The following is a 22,019-nucleotide window of genomic DNA, read 5'->3' on the forward strand; positions in this document are numbered from 1 at the left end:
CTTTCTCAGCTGGCGAATATCTTTTAATGCAACTTGTTGCATAACTTATATTCCAGATTTTATTTTTATGCAACATGTTGCATAATGAACTTGTAAAGATTTATTGACTGAGCCGTTTATGTCCTTAGCCCATGTTTTATTGACCAGCCTGATTGAAAAACCCAGTACCGGTATTGATTTGGCTCGTCGCTTTGACCGCTCCATGGGATTTTTCTGGAATGCGACCCATCAGCAGATTTACCGTGAACTCAGCGCCATGCAACAAAAGAACTGGATATCCACACTTGAAGATCACGGCTCCAATACACGTAAAAAGACTTATCAGGTTGAAGCTCTGGGGCGTGCCGAACTGGCCGACTGGATGGTCAAGCAAAGCCCGCCTGCCCAATTGCGTGACGACTTAATGGTCCGTTTGCGTGCCGAAGCTCAACTCGGTGGTAATAACGTGTTGCCGGAACTGGAAAGACATCTGGTCTTGCATCAACAAAATTTAAAAATTTACCAAACGATTTTCGCCAAGGATTTTGCCCATGCACAGGATCAAGACCGTACCCTGTTTATTCATAAAATGATTCTGCAACTGGGGATTGACTTGGAAATGGGCTGGATCAAGTGGCTAGAAACCATGATTCCACAGTTAAAAGCCTTTGAAGATAAGACCTAAACAAAGGATAAGCGTATGCCACACTACCTGATGCCTGATAATGAACGACTGTTTGTGCGTGAGTTTGGACAAGGACAAGCGGTGTTGGTCCTGTCAGGTTTGGGTATGCAAAGCTGGCAATGGCTTCCATTTCTTTATCAGCATGCTAAAACTCATCGCTTTATTATTCCGGACTGGCGCGGCTTTGGTGGTTCGCAAGAGTGTGCCATTCCCGAAATGGATGCTATTTCCAGTCACTGGCGTGATATTGAAAGCTTGATTGAACAGCTTCAGTTTAAACGATTTCGCCGTGAGTGCCTATTCTATGGGTGCAACTACAGCGATGCATGGCATGCACTATGGCAATTTTGCCGAACACATTGCAGCCTATTTGCATATTGACCAGACCCCTAAAATTTCGGTAAATGATAGCTGGGATTATGGTTTATTTGGTCAACAGCATCAGTTATTTATTTCTATTCTAACAGAGCTGTCGCAGTTACTGGCTCAGCATCAACACATTCAATATATAAAAGACATGAATAGCCAAGCCCGCGAACAGATTGCCAAGCTCTGGCTACAGTTTATTGGCCTGCAGAACAGCAATAAATACTGTTTAAAAGCCTTTGAATGGGTATTAAACCAGTCGCAATTGCAAAGTTTATTACTGCCCTCCAAGCGGGTCGACTATATGGCCTGGTATATCAACAATTATCTATACCATCAGGAAGATTACCGCGAAGCTATTCAAAAACTGCAATGTCCAGTGACTTTTCTTAGTGGCACGCAATCCAGGCTTTATCAGGTAAAAGGTCAAACCTTGATTGCGCAGAGTATTCCTCATGCCAAACAGATCCGTTTTGAAAAATCTGGACATACTCCGTTACTTACTGAACCGCTAAAGTTTGCACGAGAAATTAGCGCATTTCTGAAAGCCAATGCGACTCATAAACCTTAAACAGCTGAATGAAGTCAGGAGCCAAAATGAAAAAACTAGTAGTCTTTTCAGGTGCTGGCATGAGTGCCGAAAGTGGCATCAACACTTTTCGGGACAGTGATGGCTTATGGGAACAGTATCGAATTGAAGACGTGGCCACACCTGAAGCCTGGAACCGTGATCCGGCACTGGTCCAACGTTTCTATAATGAACGGCGTAAAAATATTCTAGCTGCCAAGCCCAATGCAGCACATCAGCTCATTGCCGAACTTGAAGAGGTTTTTGATGTACATGTCATTACCCAAAACATTGATGATCTGCATGAATGCGCCGGAAGCAACCAGGTCATTCATCTGCATGGCAATATTCGTCTGGCTAAAAGCTCAGGTCCAAACAGTCAATACAGCACTGAATTCTATCCGGTCGAAGGTGCAGAGCTAGATTTGAGTAAACACTTCTGCAAAGATGGCTATCCTTTACGTCCACATGTAGTCTGGTTTGGCGAGGCTGTGCCTGCCTATGCCTATGCACAGGATTGTGTACAGGACGCGGATATTTTTATCGTAATTGGTACCAGCCTACAGGTTTATCCCGTGGCAGGTCTAATCCATGAAATTTCAGCCAATTGTAACGCTTACTATATTGACCCCAAAGCTGATCAGCAGCAGCTTCCGCCCCAATTCCAGAAAATTGTGATGACCGCTACTCAAGGCATGCAATACCTGAAAAAAATATTGCGACAATCACGATAAGCCTTTCTATTGAATAGCAAAACTACAAAGCAGGCATTGACATAATGCAACAATAAAATTTTAATCAGCTTATTGTTGCATAAATGGAATTCTTAAATGCTGTCTGATCTTGATGATTTTTATTGCTTTGCCTTGGTGGTTGAACATGGAGGCTTTAGTGCAGCAGAACGCGCAACCGATATTCCAAAATCGAAATTAAGCCGTCGCGTTTACAATCTGGAAGAACATTTAGGAGTCCGGCTGATTCAGCGTAGCTCCCGCCATTTTGCCGTAACCGATATTGGCATGAATATTTACCGCCACGCCCAGGTCATGATGAATGCGGCACAAGCGGCTCATGATCTGGTCGATCATCTCAGCATTCAGCCGCGTGGTGTAATCAAGGTCAGTCTGCCTGTTTCAATTGCGCAAAATGAAATTGCCAAGATTTTGCCAAAATTCCTGAAAACCTATCCGGAAATTAAAGTGCAGCTCATTGTCAGTAACCGCCGTGTCGATATCATCAATGAAGGCATTGATGTGGCACTTCGGGTACGCTCCAATCTGGATGATGACCCGAATCTGGTTTTACGCAAATTTGAAAATATCGAGCAGCACCTGTTTGCCAGCCAAGCCTATCTAAATGAATTTGGTGACTTAAAACAGCCTGAGGATTTAAGCAATCATCAAATTCTCAGTATGTCAGATGAACATTTAGACCAATACATTGTTGTGCATGATGATAAAAACCGGCAGAAAAAAATCAAGGTCAATCCTATAGTGATGGGATCTGACCTGATGATGCTGGCACAACTGGCACGACAAAATTGCGGAATTGTGTTATTGCCCGACAGCATTGTGCAGGATCATGTTCAAAGTGGTGAATTGGTACGTGTATTGCCGGACTGGAAAGCGCCACATGGGATTTTCCACGCGGTTTATCCTTCACGCCGTGGCCTATTACCTGCGGTCCGTGTCTTTATCGACTATTTGGTGGAACAGCTCAGTAAGCATTAAGCTTTTATGGATCTGAGTAAAAAAAGCAATCACAGGGCTATCTTCAAACCATCGACAGAGGCCTTGGAGTTGCTAATGAATACATTACAAAAACCGTAAATCTTATTGTTACAAAAACATAAAATTTACTTGAGTAATACACAAATTTAGATAAAAAAAAGCTTATCCGAGGTGGATAAGCTTATAAACTTTAAATAAGGAAAATAAGAAACTACAGCTAGAATCTATAGTTGTATATTACAAAGAAAAAATGTAAATATCTAATAGATAAAAGATATCAAAAAAGTATAGCAAAAACATTTTTATCTAATAAATCATAAACTTAAGTCTTAATATCATAGATATTAAAACTTTATATGAACACAAAACATACAATTCTATACTAAAGTATAAAGTTGTATATTTCATTTAACTCTTCGCTTAAATTACAGGATATGAGCCGGTACCTTCTGGCCAAGGAGATAACAGTTCAAAACCGGTATCCGTTACAGCAACCATATGTTCCCATTGTGCTGTCAAAGAGCGGTCTGCTGTAACAACAGTCCAGCCATCCTTAAGCTCTTTAACACGCGCCTTGCCTGCATTGACCATCGGCTCAATGGTAAAAACCATGCCTTTTTTAAGGATCAGACCTTGACCAGGCTGACCATAATGCAGCACATTCGGCTGTTCATGATAGACCTTACCAATGCCATGACCGCAGTATTCACGGACAATGCTATAGCCCTCACGATGAGCCACAGACTGAATGGCAAAACCGATATCACCTAAAGTTGCGCCCGGTTTCACCGCATGGATGCCGGCTACCATGGCTTCATAAGTGGTTTCAACCAGTTTTTTCGCTTCCGGTTTTACATTTCCGACATAATACATCCGGCTAGTATCGCCAAAATAACCATCTTTAATGATCGCCACATCAATATTGATAATGTCACCATCCTGCAAAATGGTGTTTGGCGATGGGATACCGTGACACACCACTTCATTTGGAGAAATACAGGTGGTTTTGGTATAGCCATAATAGCCCACGTTGGCTGGAATGACTTTTAAGGTATTCACAATGAAGTCATTGCAGATATCATCCAGATACTCGGTACTTACTCCAGGCTTGACATACTTCCCTATCATCTCCAAAACCTGAGCAGCCAAACGTCCAGAAATACGGAGTTTCTCTAAATCTTGCTCAGTTTTAATGGTAATAGTGGAAGCTTTCATTGCATCATCCTCAGAAATAAGGCTTATGATTATAGTCCTTTTACTTTAATTTTGTTTAATATGAGCAGATAAACAGCGGAGTTTTGAGCATTTTTAGTCAACCATGCGGTTAATTTATATACATTTAAACGATCAGTATAAAAAAATCAAAATCTGCTTAAAAAATTAAAAAAGCATAACAGCCTATACTTTTATGCTTTTTACCAATTAATCAAATATATAAATAAACTTAAACTCTTCAGTTGTTCAGTTTAAGAGCTTACTGAACCTCTAAAACTTATAAGCTGCATAAAATGAACTGTAAAAAAGCACTAATATCTTCTAAAATCGCTTTTTTGTTTAATTCCTCTCCCTTTTTATGACGAATCTCCGCACAAGGGATATTATTGCCTTGGGTTTTATGACTTTTGCACTTTTTATTGGTGCGGGCAATATTATCTTTCCACCAATTGTCGCTCAACAAGCGGGTGAACATGTATGGTTAGCTGCTTTAGGTTTTCTTATTACTGCAGTTGGCCTGCCTGTTATCACCATTATGGCACTTTCACGTGTAGAAGGATCAATCCAGAATTTAAGTTCACCTCTGGGTAAAATCGCCAGCCTGATTTTAACCATTGTATGTTACTTAGCTGTTGGTCCTCTATTTGCAACACCTCGTACAGCCACAGTTTCCTATGAAATCGGTTTCTCTTCCTATTTTGGTACATCAAGTAGCAGTCTGCTGATTTATAGTGCAATTTATTTTGCAGTCGTCACTGTTATTTCCTTATATCCCAACAAACTGCTCGATACTGTCGGCCACTTCCTGGCACCTTTAAAGATTATTTCTTTGGCAGTATTAGGTATCTCTGCATTTGTCATTCCTGCTGGGTTCATTTCACCAGCAATTAACAACTATGCGACTGCCCCAGTTTCTGAAGGTTTTGTCAATGGTTACTTAACTATGGACACTTTGGGTGCATTGGTATTTGGTATTGTTATTATTCACGCAATTCATTCACGTGGTGTAACAGATAAAAAACTGGTGACCAAGTATGCCGTGATTGCCAGCTTGATTTCTGGTGCAGGTTTAACCTTGGTTTATTTAAGCCTGTTTAAACTCGGTTTAGGCAGCCATGAAGTCGCTCCAAATGCAGCCAATGGTGCAGTGATCCTGCATGCCTATGTGCAGCATGCTTTTGGTGATATTGGTTCTGTATTCTTGACCGGCATGATTTTCCTGGCCTGTATGGTAACAGCGATTGGTTTAACCTGTGCTTGTGCAGAATACTTTTCGGAACTGACTAAAATTCCTTATAAAATTTTAGTGTTTGTTCTGGTTGGTTTCGCTTTCATCATTTCAAACCTCGGTTTAACCAAACTGATTGCTGTGTCTGTACCTGTTTTAAGTGCCATTTATCCACCAGCAATTGCAGTGATTCTACTGAGCTTCTTGTGGAAATTTTTCAACCGGCCTGCTTATGTGGTTGCACCAGTAACTGCAGTAGCCCTGTTATTCGGTATTTTTGACGGCCTGAAAGTTGCAGGACTTGAAGCCTACTTACCCGGTTTTATTCAGGATCTACCGTTAAACGCACAAAATTTAGCATGGCTGATTCCATCTATTATTGTGCTGATTATTGCTATCGTCATCGATAAAGTTAGAAAATAACTGAGTTGATGTGCTTAAAATCTGGTTTTACCCAAACCTGATTTTAACCGTGATCAATAAAACATCATGTTTTACCCAAACTGGGTTTTATTGTTTACATCCTCATCAATCCAACATGGTTGCTTAAACATATAAAACTCAATCAGTCACGATTAGACTGATCCTGCCGTATCCCATCCCAAACCTTGATACACTTCTAGACTGGCATCAATATTGCTTCTTTTATATTCACTATTGTTGATTATCTTGACATCTTTTTAACTGCTAAGAATGAATGAGGAGGATAATTGCATATTCAGAAGAAATATCCAGCATTTATATGTTGAATAAAATCAGGCTATAAACTTATGTCTAACATATTTTTATGACAAAATAGTGACATCAACTATTGAAATGAATCGAAATACCAAGTACAACAATAGGAACTAATCTGACTAAAACAATTAGGTTTAGGTCAATATATAACCGGAGGAGTGGAGATGTTATCATTACATTTCAATAAAGAAATCTTCATTAACGCTCTAAAAGCAAATAAGAATATGGTCACTTATTTGAGTACTACGGTTGCTCTGATTGTGACACTCATTATTCATGGTTTAATTCAAGGCAACTTAAAACCTGAATTCTTTATGTATGCTTTTATTGTATCGGTAGCTTTCTATGTGTGGGCTGTGGTCGATCAGAAATACCGTCAACAGAAGCAAAATACTTCTACAGAATAAAAGATGGGTGAACTATCACCCATCTTAATAATAATTAATCATCCAGAACTTATACCAAAATCACCAATCATCAAGTTAAAACTTTCACTAGGCCGATCATTGTACCAAGCAATAATCCTGTTGTAGCAACCAACTCTCCAATGATCAGAAAAATCATTGCACTGCTTAGTATCCATTTTGGCAAATGCCAACGTCCCATTTGATGAGGTTGCTTAAACTGATTGGTCGTATCTTTCAGCCAGCCATGTAACACATAACTTAAAATTGAAAAGCTAAAAAAGAAAAGATTGATCAATACAAAAGTAAAGTTAAGTCCATCACTCCAAACTGAAAAATAGGCTAGAATTGCAATAATCAGGCTGGCTGGTGCATAGAGCAAGCTACTTCTATGCGCAATATCAACATAATAATGGGCCCGTGCCTGCGCTGAATGACGAATCTGATAATATTTCCATACCCCGGTCAGCATACCTACCCAAAGAAAAACACCACTAAACAACACGGCCCAAGCTACAGCCTGTGTTAAATTTTCCGCTTCCATGCATTTATATCCTTATTTTTAGATCGTTATTTTGACTTTAAAGTCATGAATTATACAAGTTTCTTTTTAGAACTTGGCTACAGTAGTTACCATACATACTTATTCCATATTCTCCATATGAACACTTTTGAATCATTAACAATTACCTGTAAAGATGGATATTCACTTAGCGGCCGCTTTTATGCAGCCAGCGCTACGCAAAAAAAGAATTACCCTGTCCTCATCTGTCCAGCAACCGGGATTACCCAGAATTTTTATCACGCTTTTGCAGAATGGTTAATCACACAAGGCTATGAGGTTTTGAGTTTCGATTTCCGCGGAATTGGTCGTTCTTTACATGGTCCGGTTAGTCAATCTGAAGCCAGCATTGTAGATTGGGGTAAACTGGATATTCCTGCTGCAATAGAGACCTTGTTATATAAAACTCGAGCCGATCAGGTCATTTTAGTTGGTCACAGTGCTGGCGGTCAGCTTTTGGGTATTGTGCCTAACCATGAAAAAGTAGCCAAAGTTGTTGCGGTTTCAGGTTCAACCGGGCATGTTAAAGGCTTAAAGGGTCGCACCAAATTGCTGGCTCCTGTCATATTTAATGTCCTTTTTCCATTGGCTCGCATCACCAAAGGTTATGCTCCAACTCAAGCAATTGGAATGGGAGAAAATCTACCTAAAGATGTCGCCAAACAATGGGCACAATTTTGTCGTAAACCGGGTTATGTGATCAATGCGATTGGCAAAAGCGTGTTTGAAGATTATCACACTCAAATTAGCTGCCCGATTACGGTACTGTGGTCATCGGATGATGAAATTGCAACGGAAGCCAACGTAAAGGATTTATTACGCCTGTACCCGAATGCCGACACTCAAATGATTGAGCTAAAACCGAAAAGCTACGGACATAAAACGATTGGTCATATGCTGATGTTTAAGAAGTCTCATCAAAATTTATGGTCGGTGATTGGAAAAGAACTCTTGGCTTAAGCATTTATACATCGCCAATTTTAGAAAATTATGTTCTAATACACTTAGTTTGAGATGAGCCTCTTACAGTATATAAGCTTAGATCTTATATACGACTAGCCCCTAACCATGGGGCTTTTTAATGCCTAAAATCAATAGCTTAAAATTAATCGGCGTAAAACTGGCGTAAATACAAAGTTATCCACAGGTAACAACTGCTTGTTAATGTTAATTATATCATCTGCTTTATGAGCAAAAAACAGAATTATAAAAATGAAAACATGGGAATCTTTTCACATCAAGCAGATATTAAAGCATGGGGAAATATTTAGAATTTTTGTAGACTCAAATAAAAAACCGCCCTTTCAGGCGGTATTTTTGTTATTTCAGCAATCTGTATCGTTCATGTGGAAATGTTTTCAGTTCAAACATATGGTCATAATCATAGGCTGGCAAGCTTATACCAAACTTTTTACATAGATCCGATATGGCATGATTCATAGAGAACATATTGTCATGCAACATATAGACCAGTTGCGGATTGAGTTTGGCCAATGTCGGACTATGGGTATTCCACCATGCTTGAAATAGGCGAGCATGACTACACAGCATTTCTATAGATTGATTTTCATCTATATGAACGTCCCCTTTTGCCTTGATCTGCATCGTTTCCAGGTAATCCACTGCGTCTTGGAAATGGATGGCCAACAGTTCGCTATAACGTGGGATGCGGAAGTGCTGGTTGTGCCGGCTCCAAAGTTCGGTGCGTTTCTTTACATTGCCTTCACAACGTCGGTCGACAATTTCTTTGAGTATGGCCTGTTGCTCTGCGTTGATTTTAACTCGAGTGTCGATTTGCTGTTGCAGTGTCTCTTTGTCCAGTACGTCGAGTACCCATTTGCGGAATTCTTTAGCGACTGGTGTTTTTGCAAACATAGCCACCAGATGGCAACCACGTAAAGAAAAGGCTCTAATTTCACGTGTTTGACCCTGTAACGTCATTTTGACGTTACAGGTCATTCCACTAGAAAATTCATCTGCCTTTCTTTCAAATACTTTATTAACTGCATCTTCTCGCGCATAACCTAACATTTGACCAAGTTGACGCGAGCTAATCCATGGCTTTTGGTCATGCATAATTACATCGAGAGTTGTATCCCTAAAACAAAGTGATAAACTAGTCATATCAATATCCTTCATCTGGTATTGGTAAATACCCCGTCTTCCGCCAAGAATGTTCGGGGTATTTTTTTATTTAAAATAATGTCCACTGGACATATTGCAAATATATATGTCCACTTGATACCATGTCAACAGAATTTTTCAGGATGAAGTCATGGGTAAACATTTAGGTGTTGCATACAATTTACGCTTACCGCCAGAACTAAAAGATAAAATTGCAGAGTCTGCTAAAGAGCTGAATCGCTCTATGAATGCGGATATTGTGGCAAGATTGGAGCAAAGTTTTGCAATTGAAGAAGCAAATAAAGAAGGTAGGTTTATTGCTACAGCAGATTCTCAAGCAATCTTAACGAATAGTTTAAATAATGTTTTAAGCAAACTTATTTCAAATCTTTTAGATGAAGGTGTTGATCCTAAAGCCTTAGCTAAGGCATCAGAAGCAATGTCAAAAAAAAGTGATGAAAGCTAACTTTAGTTAGTCTTTTTAAATAATACTAAGTTGACTTAATTTTTATAAAGATCTAATACAATTTTCTAGGGTAAAAAATGTCCAGCGAAATAAACTTAACATTCGATTTTATTTTTAAAATCATCTCTAGAAATAAAAAATTCGTTTTGGTATTCTTAATATTTTTAATATTATATTCTTACTTTGGATATCAATTCTATTATCCACCAATTGATAAATCCAAAACTTTCGATTTATTTTTTGAAGAAAATATTTTTATATATATAGGTATTCCTACACTATATTTACTCTCAATAGAACTATATTCTGCATTTAAAAACACAAAGAATTTAAGTGATATCGACACATCTAGAGAGATCAATCAAAACCCTAATACCCATAATAAAGTAGAACAAAGCAAAGAAGAAAGGCTTACGGATTTGGATTCACTTGATAGCTTTAAGCTATATTTTTTAAAAATAGTAAATACTTTAGAAGAAAAAAGCATCGATTCAGATAAAAAAGCATCGATACTTCTTGATAATGGAAAACTGTATTTTATTACAGGAATTACTTATTTCATTATCGCCATCATATTTTGGCAAATATATATAAGCTACATAGGTGATTTTAAAACTAATCACATATATGGGATCATATCCACTTCTTTAGTTTTTATTTTTATCCAATTCATTAGTGCCTGGTATTTACGTCAATATAAGAGTTTCTCAGATACCTCAACCTATCTTACCAAAATTAAATCAATTTTTGATAAATACATGCTTATTTATCTAGTTTCATCTGAAAAAGGTGACAAGGATTTTACTATTTTAATGGAGCAACTAAGTTCTGAAATCAAATGGCCTGAAACTTATCTACTGAAGAGTGCTGATATCAGCTTCGCTAAAGATGCATTGGAAACAATGACAACCATGGCACAAACATTTAAGAATGAAGTGAAGAATAAAGAAGCACCATAAAGTGCTTTTTTTAGATTTATTTAGATTAAGTACGTTTTTTCCAACTCGATATACAAATCATTATAGGTTGCATCAATATCGAAATATAGCTGATTAGATGTACTTATAATTGGGCGTGAAACGGTTTCAAACTCACCACCAGTTACCATCTTCTTGTATTCAATAAAAGCTACTGATAAAGACTGTTTTTCAGCATCACTAAGCTCTTTCGTAATTAAAATAATTATTGAACTTAATTTTTTAAAGTCACTAGTGAGTAAAGAACCAATACCCTGCGCTTCGGCATCTGATCCAGGCAAAGAATAAAACTTCTTTGCATCCAGCAATATCTTATCAATTAACTTGGATGCTGCTTCTACTCTTTTATTGTGAATGGCATTTTTCTTAGAACTACTGTCTCGCGAGGCAACAATCCACCATCCAATTATGGTTAGTGCCGAGGGTAAAAAAGGTAAAATAACATCCTTAATGATACTGGTCATTGTCGTTTATGAAATACCAGAACGATGAATTTCATCTTCCAAATAACCCTGTATTTCTTGTTGCAACAAAGGATCTTGCGTAATTATTTTAACTTTGTTGAAAAACTCAACTAAGTTCATTTTAGTTTCACGAATAAAGCCGCCAAAAGCTTCTTCAAGGAAAGATGAACCGTAACCACGAACACCATCAAAGTTGATTTCGACAACATCATGAGTCTGAACTGCAGGTAAAAGTAAATTCTTGAGAAATACTTCACCTGAAGTTTTCCCATCCTTGATATAGCGACCTGAAGGATTTTTAGAAAAGTCCTTTGCTACATTAATTTTCATAACACTTTTACTCATCTGACTTTACCAAAGCGTCTACGTTCTGCTTATCCAAAGGTATCTGCCATACAATCACTGTCCCATCAATTGATTCTGTATATGGAACAGCTATTGCATCTATGATATCAGTTGTCGGAAGGTCCGTCACGAATCCTCTATTAATTATATATGATCCATAATTACTTAGAATTGCAATAGATACCTTATGACCTGTCATCGTATTAATTTTGTTTATGATTTGATTGAGGCCTTTACCCCTATTAGGCAGATTAGTTCTAGTATTCCCAATTTCAATCGCTGCTTTAATAGCCGCACTATCATTATTGTATTTCTCTTTGTTCAATTTTATAAAAGCTTTCAATCGCCCAAACCAGTCTTCTTTCACTGATGGTGTATTTCTTGTTAATGATCTTGGGATACCTATACCTAAATCGCAGACACATACTGTCAGCACCCCATCCCTTTCTTGTGAGAAAAGCCACCATTTTTTTATGCTCTTTGCTTCAGTGGAATATCTTTTTTCTTCATAAGCATGGTGATGACAATTTGTTAGGGCTTCAGTTAATGAAGTAAAAACGTTTTTACTTGTATCTTCTGAAAGTATCTGCTCGAAATCATCTAACATAGAATCAGCTGAGTCTATCTCAGAGTTGTAGCCCGATGCATAACTCCAATATTTTACAGACTCGTCAAATTCATCATCATCAAACTTTAAAGTTTGTTTGAGTAATTTCAAAATACCTGTTTGTGCTAAAACTTGATTTACAATTTTTTCCTTAGATGGAATTATTTTGAATGTTATTGCAGGATTAATTAGTGTTAAGGTTTCCAGCTCTGCTAAAAGGTACAATGTTCCATCTGCAAACATTTGTTTAGTATCACTAAAGTCGAGGCGGATACACACATCACCTCTATAATAATATTTCCTGAATTTTGTCGTTACTTTTCTAAGGGACTTTCTTGCTTTAGGGCTTAGGATATTTATATGGTGCGGAAGTTTTAAATCAATAATAGTTTTTATGTCAGAAGCTTTTTTTTGTTTGCCACGAATCTTTTGCTTACGATGTTTTCGTAAAGAATTTTCTTTTTGTACGGAGCATTCACGAAATTGTTTAATACGGGCTGCATGCTCACGCTGTTTTTTGGATAAAAATTTCATAAACCTTATTGAATTAGAACATAACGCGAATAATTTATTTGAGTATAGAAATTATGGCTAAATACAAAACTTGTCAACCAACTTTTATTGTTAAATTAATTATTTATCAACCAAACTCACTTTTATGAGACTTTTTGATTAGATTCATTGAGCAAACGAACTGATAATTGCTAGACTTCAGCTAATGTTTTGACTTTAAAATAATTTATGAAATTTTTACTCATTTTAATTTTGGGGTTCACTTCCATCCAAGTTTATGCAAAAAAGTGCGCTGACTTTAGCACTCAGAAACAAGCTCAGGCTTGGTATGAACAACGTAAGAGTTCTGGTCAAAGTGGATGGAAAAGTTTGGATCGCGATAAAGATGGCTCTGCATGTGATTGCTTGCCGGGTGGGAATGGTAAGAAGTGTCCGAAGAAGAAATAAAGCGCCTCACGGCGCTCTATTTATGCAAAATCCTGAACCAATTTCTTTATGGCCGGTCGCTGACGCTGACTCGCAATCCATAAATCATGCTGCATCTGCAAATTTAACCAAAACTCTGGTGAAGTTTCTAAAGCCTCGCTTAAACGAATCGCCATATCTGCCGAAATACCGGTATGGCCATTCAAAATACGAGACAGATTTGCTCGAGTAACACCTAGAGCTTGAGCAGCCTCAGTCACAGGAGTTTCACCAATATACTCCCGCAGCATTTCGCCTGGATGAGGTGCATTAAACATCATATTCATGATTAGTACTCCTGAGCTGAAAGCTTAGTGATAGTCCAGATAATCGACAACGTAGACATCACCATCTTCAAATTTAAAAATTACCCGCCAATTACCGTTTACAGTCAGAGACCATTGATCCTGCAGATTCCCATTCAACTTATGTAAACGCCAATTGGGTGGTGTTCTCAAATCATTCACTGTAGATGCAGCATGCAATGCAGCAAGTATTAAACGCAATTTGGCAGAATGGGCTGCTTGAATGCCTGATGTCGTACCAGTTTGGAAGAAAGCCTGAAGACCTTTATGTTTAAAACTCTTAATCAAGCTTTAGCATCCATTCGTATAGCGTATATATACAATATACACCACATTAGAAAATATGTATAGAGATGAGCTTTAATCTAAAATGGAGTTTATTGAACTGACCACTTCTTATAAGCATTGGCCAACTTAATATCATAGCTATTCTTTGCGTATGCCTTACCGTTGTATCCACGTGCAAATGCTTTCCAGTCTTTGTTCTTTAGGGCATTCACAAGATTATTTACCTGGATGTACCGGCACATGGCATCCAGCTGTGAGGCTTCATCTTTGTACATGGCATTAATGAAGGCCTGTAATGATGGATAACCTAATGCTTTCCAGTGGTAACCCATCACCTGCCCAATTCCCCATGATGCAGATTCAAGGGCAGAATCACGATGATATTGAGCAGCTGCATTTAATCGCCCATGCTGAGCTGAATACAGGCCATAAGCACCGGTAGACTTACTACACAGATCTGGTCGTTCAACACTGATTAGACTCAGATCGATATCACGTTTGTTTGCGATCAAACGCTGACGCATGACATGCCGTTCAAATAAAATGACCGGTGTTCCGTCCTCATTAAAGCCTGATCCTTTACACTCAACTTCAATTACCGCACGAAGTGCTGCAACATCAATCCCCAAGGCTTTGGCCTGGGCTGCAATTTGTGCTTCAGTAAGTTTCTTATTCATTTCACTTTCCTATAGGCGAAAAAAATGCGCTTTAAGGCGCATAGATAATAAAAAACCGACCTCATATTGGGTCGGTTTAGGCTTTAACTGCTGAAATAATCTCTGGTAATTTCCAAATCAAAATCGGAATGGAAAATAACACTAAGAATGCAAATATTGTTTGCCACAATCCGTATTTTTCAATAGACACTTTTATAAGCTCCGCTACTGGTTTAAAATGCTCCATACGAAATACTTTTCCTCTTTACTTACTCTGTCTCTGTGGATTGGAAAAACAAAACCCCGATGTTTCCAGCATCGGGGTTTTATCTTTTGAGCATGAATAACTATTTTCTTAAATCGTTTTTTGCATCTTTTAGCTCTTTGACTACCTCAATAATCGTCTTACCTTCCTGTTTATTAATGAAGTTAAAGGTCCACCTGACAATAGCCCAACCAGGCAATCCGCATACAAAGAAGAAACCGCCTAATGCAATAACTCCCCATATATCCCTAACCCATTCATGCAGCCCCCATTTCACAATAATGAATGCTCCACCTGCCAGACTGGAAACAACCGTACAGATCAAACCGACAGCCCATTCTTGCGGTGAACGTGGAAAACGCATCATAAGAACAACTGTAGCCACCATGGCTATAGCTAAAGTAGTGACAATAACCATTCCATAGAACTTTAAAAATGTGGCTATGCCACTTGTAGAGACTGGCTCCATTTACTTAATTACCCCTAATTTTTGGCAATAAAAAAGCACCCGATTGGGTACCATTGGTTTGTTTTTACTTAAACTTCAATTTCTGAATGTGACCCGCTGGGTGCAGGTCGCAAGATAACTTGATTTGCAATAAAGACCCGCGCACCCAAATTATAGGTTGTGCCTGAGGTGCACAGTACTGGACCAGATCCACCATCAACCTGTACCCGATATTCAGGATGATTCGCCGATGTAATGGTGCCAATGTATTCAGCATGGGTTGGATTGAGAAGCTTTCGTAATTCGAATAAAGGATTAGTCACGACCAATACGCTCCACTGTAATAGTTTCATTGACCTTTTCATGCGAGAAGCTACCACTTACCCCATCGATGACACCCCACCACTGGCCATTAAAAGCAATGGTTTTACCTGGCAACATCTCGCCAATTTCTTGGCTTACCGGAAGATCTGCGAAGGTATGTAATTCCTGAATGTTTGCTTTTATCAACTCTGCCTTGCCAAAACTGGCACCGGATACCACATTAAACAGTGGTCCTGTGACTGCTTCCAATGGCACATCACCTGAGGTTCCACGCTGCAATACTTTTAAGCTTTCACCGCTTCGGCTATTCACTACCGTAATGGCATTGAAATCAGCAATATATTCATCATTCTTTTTGATGTTTTGCTGTATCACCACGCTTTCAGGGAGCAGAATGTCATAATCATCAACAGTCATCGAATCCCAGTAGCCTTTCTGGTACAGAGGCAAAATAGTGAGTGTGTTGCCGGATTTTTGACTGTAGATAAAGCCACCACCGGCATCAACGACCTGTTTAATGGCATCAATTGGCGCAAGTTCAGCATAACTCAGGCTTTCAATCGGCACGATCCAACCTAACCCATCAATCAGTTTCCAATCCAAAGTGGTATTGGATTGAGCTCGATCAATTTCAGCCTGGACCAGCTGCACAGAGGTACGTTCATTATCCTGGATGAATGAGCGTGAAGGCGCGTATTTATCCGAGTTCAAAGCCGTCACACTCCGACCCGGGTAAGTGTATAGCACATTAGCAAAGCGCCGAGTTTCTTCAGGATCTTCAAGCAAGATGTGATGCTCAAAGCCATTGATCATGACTTTCAGAATCACCGGCTGGCCATTAATTGGTTGAAGCTTTTCTTTTTCGGTGGGTGCTACAGTAACGGAATAGGTCCAGCACCATTGTGATCGGCTGGTACTGTAGGTGCCATCAATCACTTTAATCTTCTCGCCGGTATCTAATCGCTCGGCTGTTAATGTATTCACGATATACCACCAGTTTCTGTTCGGCAGTGCTGGAATACAGTCATCTGCACCAAAATTTAAAACAACATTGTGTGAATCAACATCATGACATGAGCAGATAAAGTTGAAGTCTGTACTGCCCTGATATGGCTTATGTTCCGGCTCTGGCCAAGGTTGAACCGGATGTTTGCGATAATGAATCGCTTTGGCCTTATCCCATGGCAAATCAGACCTGGTAACAATCTCAAGGCCCTTATCCCACTCGAATGAAAATCGATGTTCAAAGACTCGCGCCACTTCATGTGAATAAGTCAAAGTCTTACGCCGGCGAATCATTTCCTGCCAAACAGTTTCCCGGTTATGACGCAACTTAATTGTTTCTTCATGCACATATTTTTGGTGGATGAAGCGCTTATCTCCTTCCTCCCAGACAACATAAGCATCAGAGCTTAATCCAGTGGCTTTCTCATGTAGTGATCTAATTGCACGATTTAATGATCCAGCTTGCTCATGCCAAAAATCTACCTGATTCGAAATCACCAAGCCTTGGTCATAAAAAAGAGTCTCATTCGAGACTCTTAAAATTGGCTTAGCCCAAGGTATTTCTGTAGTACTCAAGGCTGCGATGGCTTTCTGATAGCGCATATCAAAACCATAGGACACACCTACCAGATGATTGATATCAAATAGTGTTTCAAACTTGGCATTAAGTCCGGTTTGAATCACTGCATCTACCACACAATATTGATCAATTCTGACTGCTTTAAATTCAGCAATAAAGCCATTTTGAATAGTTACATCAAGCTGAGCAAACTGACCTGTAACAGCATTAAATTCAGCATGAAAGCCCGTATTAATCTGGGCATCCAATACGTCGTTACCATCACTAAGTGCATTAAACTCAGCAATGACTATTGTGCTAATTACAGAATCAAGAGAAGCAAGATTTTGAACATCAGCACCGAAGTTAAGATCGGTGGAGCCTGTGACGGAATCTTTAAAGTTAAGATTTACCTGGTGGCCATCGGGTGGAAGATAGTTCGACACAGGTCCACCTCATTTATGTTAATGGTCGTAAAATCAATGAGTTCATCATGAGGGTGCTACCCAGCACCAGATCAGGATTGGCCAGCGTGATATCAGGCCCAACCGCAAAATCAGCAACTGCTTTCCCTTCCCCGTTAAGTAAACGTGCCCAAACTGCAGTACCTGATTTTACAACCGTAGCCGCATCAGTCTGGTTCAACTCTATGTGATCAGCGTGAACCTGTTTAATTGAGGGTTTAGGCAGCGTCAATGTCACCAATCTGGCGCTGTTGTTTACAGCTTCAGTTACATCAGTGGGTTTTTCATCATCATAAAAAATAAAGGTAGCATTTATGCTACCTTGATCTAAAAAGTTTGCCAGTGCCTGGAGTTGAGCCAGTCCGGCAGCTAAAGAGGTTTGAATCATTTTGCAACTACCTTGTCAGAAATTACAGCGTTAAACTCATCATTCGGGTCAAAAGCCACAATGAAGCATTCCAGATCTTTTGCAATATTACGAAACTTATAAGTACCATCCGGTTTTGATGTAGTCTCCCAAAGCAATAGCCTGTTATCCCTTTTAAAAACACAAACTGGCACAGGTGAATAATTCATCCCTACCTTTTTAGTTGTACCTTCAATTCTTCCAAGTCCTTGGTCTGCATTTATGATCGTTGTAATTGGGCGCGGCAACCTAAGAGTCACAAACCCCAACTGAGTCAGTTTTGAGTAATTGGGGATATATCCACCGAAGAATGTTCTTAAAACTTTAACTCGCAATTTTCACCTCCTCAACCGGAGCACAAAACCACAAAACAGAAGATGCACTCGCTGCGGTGTTGGAGGCATGGATTTTTAACAAGTGTGCCAGATCAATGTCCATTGATGTAGATGGGGATTCTAGTCGTGAAGATGGCGGGCTAGTACCATATCGAGCTTCGAAACGATATAGACCAGCTGCAATAAATCCCAGATGTTGTTTGCTTGGTTTATCAAAAATACTTACAGGATAGGCGAGTGAGGTATTAAAACTATCAATATTAGTAGATACAAATGAAGAGACAACCTTGGCAGCACTTTGTTCAGCAATAAGATTAGTATTGTTTGCGGGATCGATCGCTGCATGAATACTACCAACGTAAATGAATGAGTTATCAACAACAAAATTAAATTGATAAACTGAACCACTTGAAGTTAAAGCATTTGCGTTATATATACCAATTACAACTGGATAATCTAAAACTTCATACTTTTGTAGAACTGTTGGTAGAATCCCATATGTACATCCAGCATATCCCCCTGTATGTCCATTATTTATCATTAAAGCAATATGATATTGACTACCAACAACACACGCTCGTCCAAAGATACTTAAGCCTTGAGAGTAGTTGTAATTGTCATAAGTTGCGCTAGCCAGATAACATAACTGCCATTCAAATCCAGCCAAAACATTTAAATTATCACGGAATTGAGGGAGTGAATTTACATCGGTAATCACCCCTGTTGTCACATTTGCTGTTTTGCCAACACAAACATTTATAGAGCCACGTGTTGCACCGATGCTGGGGAAAACTAGACGAACATATAGATTCCGTTCATCTAGATATTTCATTTTATAAAGCTGAACCTGTCCTGATTCATATTCAAGAGCCCAGCCAAGTGATGCAATTCGGGTACTAAAACCGTTTGCTATTGAAGATGGAATATTATCAAGCGTAAATGTCACTGTATTTATAGTTACAGAGTCAATCCAGAACTCACCGTTATTAATTAATGATAGATCACCTGAATCAACTTTTAACACGCGATCCGCAACATATCCGTGTGCCCCACCATAAGTTAACGTTACTTGATCGCCTACAATTGTCACACCAGTTACAGTTTGAACGTTATAGCCAAGCGCAAGCATCTTCTTAAAACGATCTGGGAATAATGCTTTTGACCCGGCGCAGAAATCCAATCCAGCATCCGAAAAATCAAATAATTTAGTTTGTGTCTGCTTCATTACCATTTTTATTCACTCATAAAAAAGACCGCATAAAGCGGTCATATTCGATTTTAATTTTAAACAACGCGGTCAATATCACCGCGTAGCATGATTTGAAATTGGTCTGATAGAACAGATGGTTCTGATTGTTTTACTGTGCGAATCACCCAGATAGGGAAGTTTGCAGCGACCGTATTAAAGCGCAATACATTACCATTTGCCCAACCTACACCCAAGCCTTCTTTTTTAATCGTGAAGTATGGTGCGCCAGTCACCGGATTAAGTGGCGCATAGTCAGTATTGGTCGATCCTGCAAGAGTCAATCGTCCTGTGTACTCGCCTACACAATAGAATGCTTCAGCACCGGTGAAAACAATTGCCCATCGCTCCTGAGTCGCACCTTTATTTGTTACCTGAATTGGGTAGAGGGAATCATTGTAATTCGCTGAAATTCCTGTGCCAGTTGGCTCATCATTCCAAACACTATTCCAAGCTTGTTGCACAAACTTGCGCGTATAGCGTGCCTGTATATCACCAACAACCAGTGCCGATCCCACAATGGTATCTACTGCATCATAGTTATGTGTTAAGGGTTTGGTGAATGTCAACTGGCCATTGATCTGCACATCACGAATCAAGCCCATATCCTGATATCGATATTTAACTGTCAGTGGTGCAACCAGATTACCCATTGTAAAGTCACCGCCAAGCGTCACACGACCATAATCATAATCGACCGTGTACAGATCAAACGGTACTTTCGTTCCGTTTGTATCTTCCAATTCTGCCCAAGAAATGCGCTGATCATTCAGATCATAGGTAGTGCCTGCAATTGTACTTGGTAATGCTTGAGACTTACTTGAGCTGACAATCCCAGTGCCACCAACACGGAAAATCGGAACTTCCCCATCAATCGGTAACCGAGTGGCAGACAATCCAAGAATTTCAGAATCCAGTGGAATGTAGGTATAAGCCACAGCGTTATAGCGCACTGATGAGGCATCTACCCAGACCGGAATATTGAGGTAAGTATCAGCACCTTCCTGATATTCAAGCAATGGGTCATACCAGTCATTGGATTCAATTTCTACTCGATTGGCTTCGGTGATTTTGGTTTTGGTGTAGAAGTAAATCGTGACAAAGCCATTGTCCCAGTTTACTTGGCCATGTGCCTGACTGGTCTCGATTACTCCATTTTCATCCGCTGTCAGTGTGAGCTGTCCATGCTCAAGTGTACCAACTACCACAGTTAAGGATTGTGGTCGGATCGGCATGATTGGGGTTCTGAAACTGATTTTATTGACCGGTAACAGGTCAGTTGTTGTCGTCAGGGATTCCAGAGCAATCGTGTTATCCGCATTTGGTGTCCAGGAATCAATTTCGACCTTACCGGTACCATATTGAATGACACCAGATGCGATACCACTATTATTAGAAGGATCAACATTGCGATAAAGCGTACCAGTACGATCTAAAAAGGTATCAACACCGACTTTAAAACGCGCTGAACCGGTAAGAATCTGCTCATCAAAACCTGATGATAAATCCAATCGTAATTTATCACCGATCACAATTTTAGAATTGGAATTCAATCCAGAGGTATCGCGATATTTCACAGCAATGTCAGTTGATTGATATGCCTTTAGCGTAACGTCTTGACCTTCAATATTAGAAGTTTGGGGTAAATAAAAAGACATATAATCTCCTTAAGCCGTTCCGTAAACAGTTGTTGGTGTATAAACCTGCTTAAATTGTTTAGTAATTAAAATAGGCATCACTTCAACTGCACCGGTGGTGTAGTCAATTGTTCCCTGTATCTCACCGGTATTGGTGACAAGGTTTCCGATAGTGCTATTAATCGGCACATCGATGACCTTGGTAGTACCAGTATTCTGGCCGAGTTGATCGGAAACCGGGATGCTTAACTCAACACTGTTCGGTTGAATTGCGGCACCGGTGCCGATGGTGAAACTGAGTTTTTGATTGCTATCTGGTGCAATAGCTGACTTGGTTTTGCTCATCTGAAGCAAGTTTAAAGAGTGATTCATTGTCCAGATCAGTGACACATGTAATGGCTGAAATGACCTGCACACCATGAGCTGCAAATAACTCTGTCAAAACCTCATCTGAATGATTTTTATCTTTTAGGAATTGTTTGATTGGTTCGGCATGTGTAGCCCAAGTATCGAAATACTTCATTTTGATCTGGCGGACTTCGATGTCATTCACCGCGATAGACCGGTTCGTTGCTAAGAAAAAATCATTCATGATGGAATCTCAGGTATAAATTTTAGGTATTAAAAAACCTCCCGAAGGAGGCT

Annotated in this window: 28 protein-coding genes and 1 pseudogene; 10 read left to right on the plus strand and 19 right to left on the minus strand. The window is 39.4% G+C overall.

Annotated elements, in window-relative coordinates; genetic code table 11:
- Nucleotides 1-118 precede the first annotated feature (118 nt).
- From B9T38_RS13990 to B9T38_RS14005, 4 genes and pseudogenes are all read left to right on the plus strand, one after another.
- Nucleotides 119-664 (plus strand): PadR family transcriptional regulator, encoded by a 546-nt coding sequence (locus B9T38_RS13990; protein ID WP_086197380.1) that lies wholly within the window; start codon nt 119-121, stop codon nt 662-664.
- A 15-nt stretch (nt 665-679) separates the two neighbouring features.
- Nucleotides 680-1,601 (plus strand): annotated as a pseudogene (locus B9T38_RS13995) (alpha/beta fold hydrolase).
- Between the two features lie 26 nt (nt 1,602-1,627).
- Complete coding sequence (locus B9T38_RS14000) at nt 1,628-2,332, plus strand: SIR2 family NAD-dependent protein deacylase (RefSeq protein WP_086197381.1); 705 nt, start codon at nt 1,628-1,630, stop codon at nt 2,330-2,332.
- A gap of 96 nt (nt 2,333-2,428) precedes the next feature.
- Entirely contained in the window at nt 2,429-3,328 is a 900-nt protein-coding gene (locus B9T38_RS14005) for a LysR substrate-binding domain-containing protein (RefSeq protein WP_086197382.1), read from the plus strand.
- Nucleotides 3,329-3,748: 420 nt separating this feature from the next.
- Here the strand turns inward: B9T38_RS14005 and map are convergent, their stop codons facing one another.
- Entirely contained in the window at nt 3,749-4,543 is a 795-nt protein-coding gene (gene map, locus B9T38_RS14010; protein WP_086197383.1) for a type I methionyl aminopeptidase, read from the minus strand.
- Between the two features lie 358 nt (nt 4,544-4,901).
- Here map and brnQ point away from each other — a divergent pair, with 358 nt between their 5' ends.
- Together brnQ and B9T38_RS14020 are read left to right on the plus strand one after the other, a co-directional pair.
- On the plus strand, nt 4,902-6,194 hold the full coding sequence (gene brnQ, locus B9T38_RS14015; RefSeq protein WP_086197384.1) for a branched-chain amino acid transport system II carrier protein: 1,293 nt from the start codon (nt 4,902-4,904) through the stop codon (nt 6,192-6,194).
- Nucleotides 6,195-6,673: 479 nt separating this feature from the next.
- Entirely contained in the window at nt 6,674-6,916 is a 243-nt protein-coding gene (locus B9T38_RS14020; protein ID WP_086197385.1) for a hypothetical protein, read from the plus strand.
- A gap of 70 nt (nt 6,917-6,986) precedes the next feature.
- On the opposite strand, the gene B9T38_RS14025 is transcribed toward B9T38_RS14020, so the two are convergent.
- On the minus strand, nt 6,987-7,457 hold the full coding sequence (locus tag B9T38_RS14025) for a hypothetical protein (protein ID WP_086197386.1): 471 nt from the start codon (nt 7,455-7,457) through the stop codon (nt 6,987-6,989).
- A gap of 117 nt (nt 7,458-7,574) precedes the next feature.
- Between B9T38_RS14025 and B9T38_RS14030 the strand changes: the two genes are divergently transcribed.
- Entirely contained in the window at nt 7,575-8,435 is an 861-nt protein-coding gene (locus B9T38_RS14030) for an alpha/beta hydrolase family protein (protein ID WP_086197387.1), read from the plus strand.
- 360 nt (nt 8,436-8,795) lie between these two features.
- On the opposite strand, the gene B9T38_RS14035 is transcribed toward B9T38_RS14030, so the two are convergent.
- Nucleotides 8,796-9,599: a BRO-N domain-containing protein gene (locus B9T38_RS14035; protein ID WP_086197388.1), complete on the minus strand. Its 804-nt coding sequence runs from the start codon at nt 9,597-9,599 to the stop codon at nt 8,796-8,798.
- A 151-nt stretch (nt 9,600-9,750) separates the two neighbouring features.
- Here B9T38_RS14035 and B9T38_RS14040 point away from each other — a divergent pair, with 151 nt between their 5' ends.
- Together B9T38_RS14040 and B9T38_RS14045 are read left to right on the plus strand one after the other, a co-directional pair.
- A complete protein-coding gene (locus B9T38_RS14040; protein WP_086197389.1) occupies nt 9,751-10,065 on the plus strand; it encodes an Arc family DNA-binding protein in 315 nt (104 codons plus the stop codon).
- Nucleotides 10,066-10,142: 77 nt separating this feature from the next.
- A complete protein-coding gene (locus B9T38_RS14045) occupies nt 10,143-11,024 on the plus strand; it encodes a hypothetical protein (RefSeq protein WP_086197390.1) in 882 nt (293 codons plus the stop codon).
- 20 nt (nt 11,025-11,044) lie between these two features.
- Here the strand turns inward: B9T38_RS14045 and B9T38_RS14050 are convergent, their stop codons facing one another.
- From B9T38_RS14050 to B9T38_RS14060, 3 genes are read right to left on the minus strand one after another with little or no spacing between them, the layout of a single operon-like run.
- Nucleotides 11,045-11,506 (minus strand): hypothetical protein, encoded by a 462-nt coding sequence (locus tag B9T38_RS14050; RefSeq protein WP_086197391.1) that lies wholly within the window; start codon nt 11,504-11,506, stop codon nt 11,045-11,047.
- Between the two features lie 6 nt (nt 11,507-11,512).
- A complete protein-coding gene (locus tag B9T38_RS14055; protein ID WP_086197392.1) occupies nt 11,513-11,851 on the minus strand; it encodes an STAS-like domain-containing protein in 339 nt (112 codons plus the stop codon).
- The gene (locus B9T38_RS14060; RefSeq protein WP_086197393.1) at nt 11,844-12,992 is read right to left on the minus strand and encodes a hypothetical protein; all 1,149 of its coding nucleotides are present in this window, start codon (nt 12,990-12,992) and stop codon (nt 11,844-11,846) included. Before B9T38_RS14060 ends, B9T38_RS14055 begins: the two co-directional genes overlap by 8 nt.
- Nucleotides 12,993-13,199: 207 nt before the next feature.
- Here B9T38_RS14060 and B9T38_RS14065 point away from each other — a divergent pair, with 207 nt between their 5' ends.
- On the plus strand, nt 13,200-13,418 hold the full coding sequence (locus B9T38_RS14065) for an excalibur calcium-binding domain-containing protein (RefSeq protein WP_086197394.1): 219 nt from the start codon (nt 13,200-13,202) through the stop codon (nt 13,416-13,418).
- Nucleotides 13,419-13,438: 20 nt separating this feature from the next.
- On the opposite strand, the gene B9T38_RS14070 is transcribed toward B9T38_RS14065, so the two are convergent.
- The 13 genes from B9T38_RS14070 to B9T38_RS14125 form a co-directional block, all read right to left on the minus strand.
- Nucleotides 13,439-13,723 (minus strand): HigA family addiction module antitoxin, encoded by a 285-nt coding sequence (locus tag B9T38_RS14070; protein ID WP_086197395.1) that lies wholly within the window; start codon nt 13,721-13,723, stop codon nt 13,439-13,441.
- Nucleotides 13,724-13,747: 24 nt separating this feature from the next.
- On the minus strand, nt 13,748-14,029 hold the full coding sequence (locus B9T38_RS14075; RefSeq protein WP_086197396.1) for a type II toxin-antitoxin system RelE/ParE family toxin: 282 nt from the start codon (nt 14,027-14,029) through the stop codon (nt 13,748-13,750).
- An 89-nt stretch (nt 14,030-14,118) separates the two neighbouring features.
- Nucleotides 14,119-14,706 (minus strand): N-acetylmuramidase family protein, encoded by a 588-nt coding sequence (locus B9T38_RS14080; RefSeq protein ID WP_086197397.1) that lies wholly within the window; start codon nt 14,704-14,706, stop codon nt 14,119-14,121.
- Nucleotides 14,707-14,782: 76 nt separating this feature from the next.
- A complete protein-coding gene (locus B9T38_RS16835; RefSeq protein ID WP_171263250.1) occupies nt 14,783-14,932 on the minus strand; it encodes a hypothetical protein in 150 nt (49 codons plus the stop codon).
- A 100-nt stretch (nt 14,933-15,032) separates the two neighbouring features.
- Nucleotides 15,033-15,419, minus strand: a complete 387-nt coding sequence (locus tag B9T38_RS14085) for a hypothetical protein (RefSeq protein ID WP_086197398.1) — start codon at nt 15,417-15,419, stop codon at nt 15,033-15,035.
- Between the two features lie 68 nt (nt 15,420-15,487).
- Nucleotides 15,488-15,721 (minus strand): hypothetical protein, encoded by a 234-nt coding sequence (locus B9T38_RS14090; RefSeq protein ID WP_086197399.1) that lies wholly within the window; start codon nt 15,719-15,721, stop codon nt 15,488-15,490.
- Entirely contained in the window at nt 15,714-17,732 is a 2,019-nt protein-coding gene (locus tag B9T38_RS14095) for a hypothetical protein (RefSeq protein WP_086197400.1), read from the minus strand. The genes B9T38_RS14090 and B9T38_RS14095 overlap by 8 nt, the downstream gene beginning before the upstream one ends.
- A gap of 13 nt (nt 17,733-17,745) precedes the next feature.
- The gene (locus tag B9T38_RS14100) at nt 17,746-18,138 is read right to left on the minus strand and encodes a hypothetical protein (RefSeq protein ID WP_086197401.1); all 393 of its coding nucleotides are present in this window, start codon (nt 18,136-18,138) and stop codon (nt 17,746-17,748) included.
- The gene (locus tag B9T38_RS14105; RefSeq protein WP_086197402.1) at nt 18,135-18,491 is read right to left on the minus strand and encodes a hypothetical protein; all 357 of its coding nucleotides are present in this window, start codon (nt 18,489-18,491) and stop codon (nt 18,135-18,137) included. Before B9T38_RS14105 ends, B9T38_RS14100 begins: the two co-directional genes overlap by 4 nt.
- Complete coding sequence (locus B9T38_RS14110) at nt 18,481-19,716, minus strand: hypothetical protein (RefSeq protein WP_143222729.1); 1,236 nt, start codon at nt 19,714-19,716, stop codon at nt 18,481-18,483. Before B9T38_RS14110 ends, B9T38_RS14105 begins: the two co-directional genes overlap by 11 nt.
- Nucleotides 19,717-19,775: 59 nt before the next feature.
- Nucleotides 19,776-21,395, minus strand: coding sequence for a hypothetical protein (locus B9T38_RS14115; protein ID WP_086197404.1), 1,620 nt, complete (start codon nt 21,393-21,395; stop codon nt 19,776-19,778).
- Between the two features lie 9 nt (nt 21,396-21,404).
- Complete coding sequence (locus B9T38_RS14120; RefSeq protein WP_171263251.1) at nt 21,405-21,746, minus strand: hypothetical protein; 342 nt, start codon at nt 21,744-21,746, stop codon at nt 21,405-21,407.
- A complete protein-coding gene (locus B9T38_RS14125; protein ID WP_251992253.1) occupies nt 21,685-21,966 on the minus strand; it encodes a hypothetical protein in 282 nt (93 codons plus the stop codon). Before B9T38_RS14125 ends, B9T38_RS14120 begins: the two co-directional genes overlap by 62 nt.
- Nucleotides 21,967-22,019 lie beyond the last annotated feature (53 nt).

The organism is Acinetobacter sp. ANC 4218 (assembly GCF_002135245.1).
Lineage (GTDB): Bacteria > Pseudomonadota > Gammaproteobacteria > Pseudomonadales > Moraxellaceae > Acinetobacter.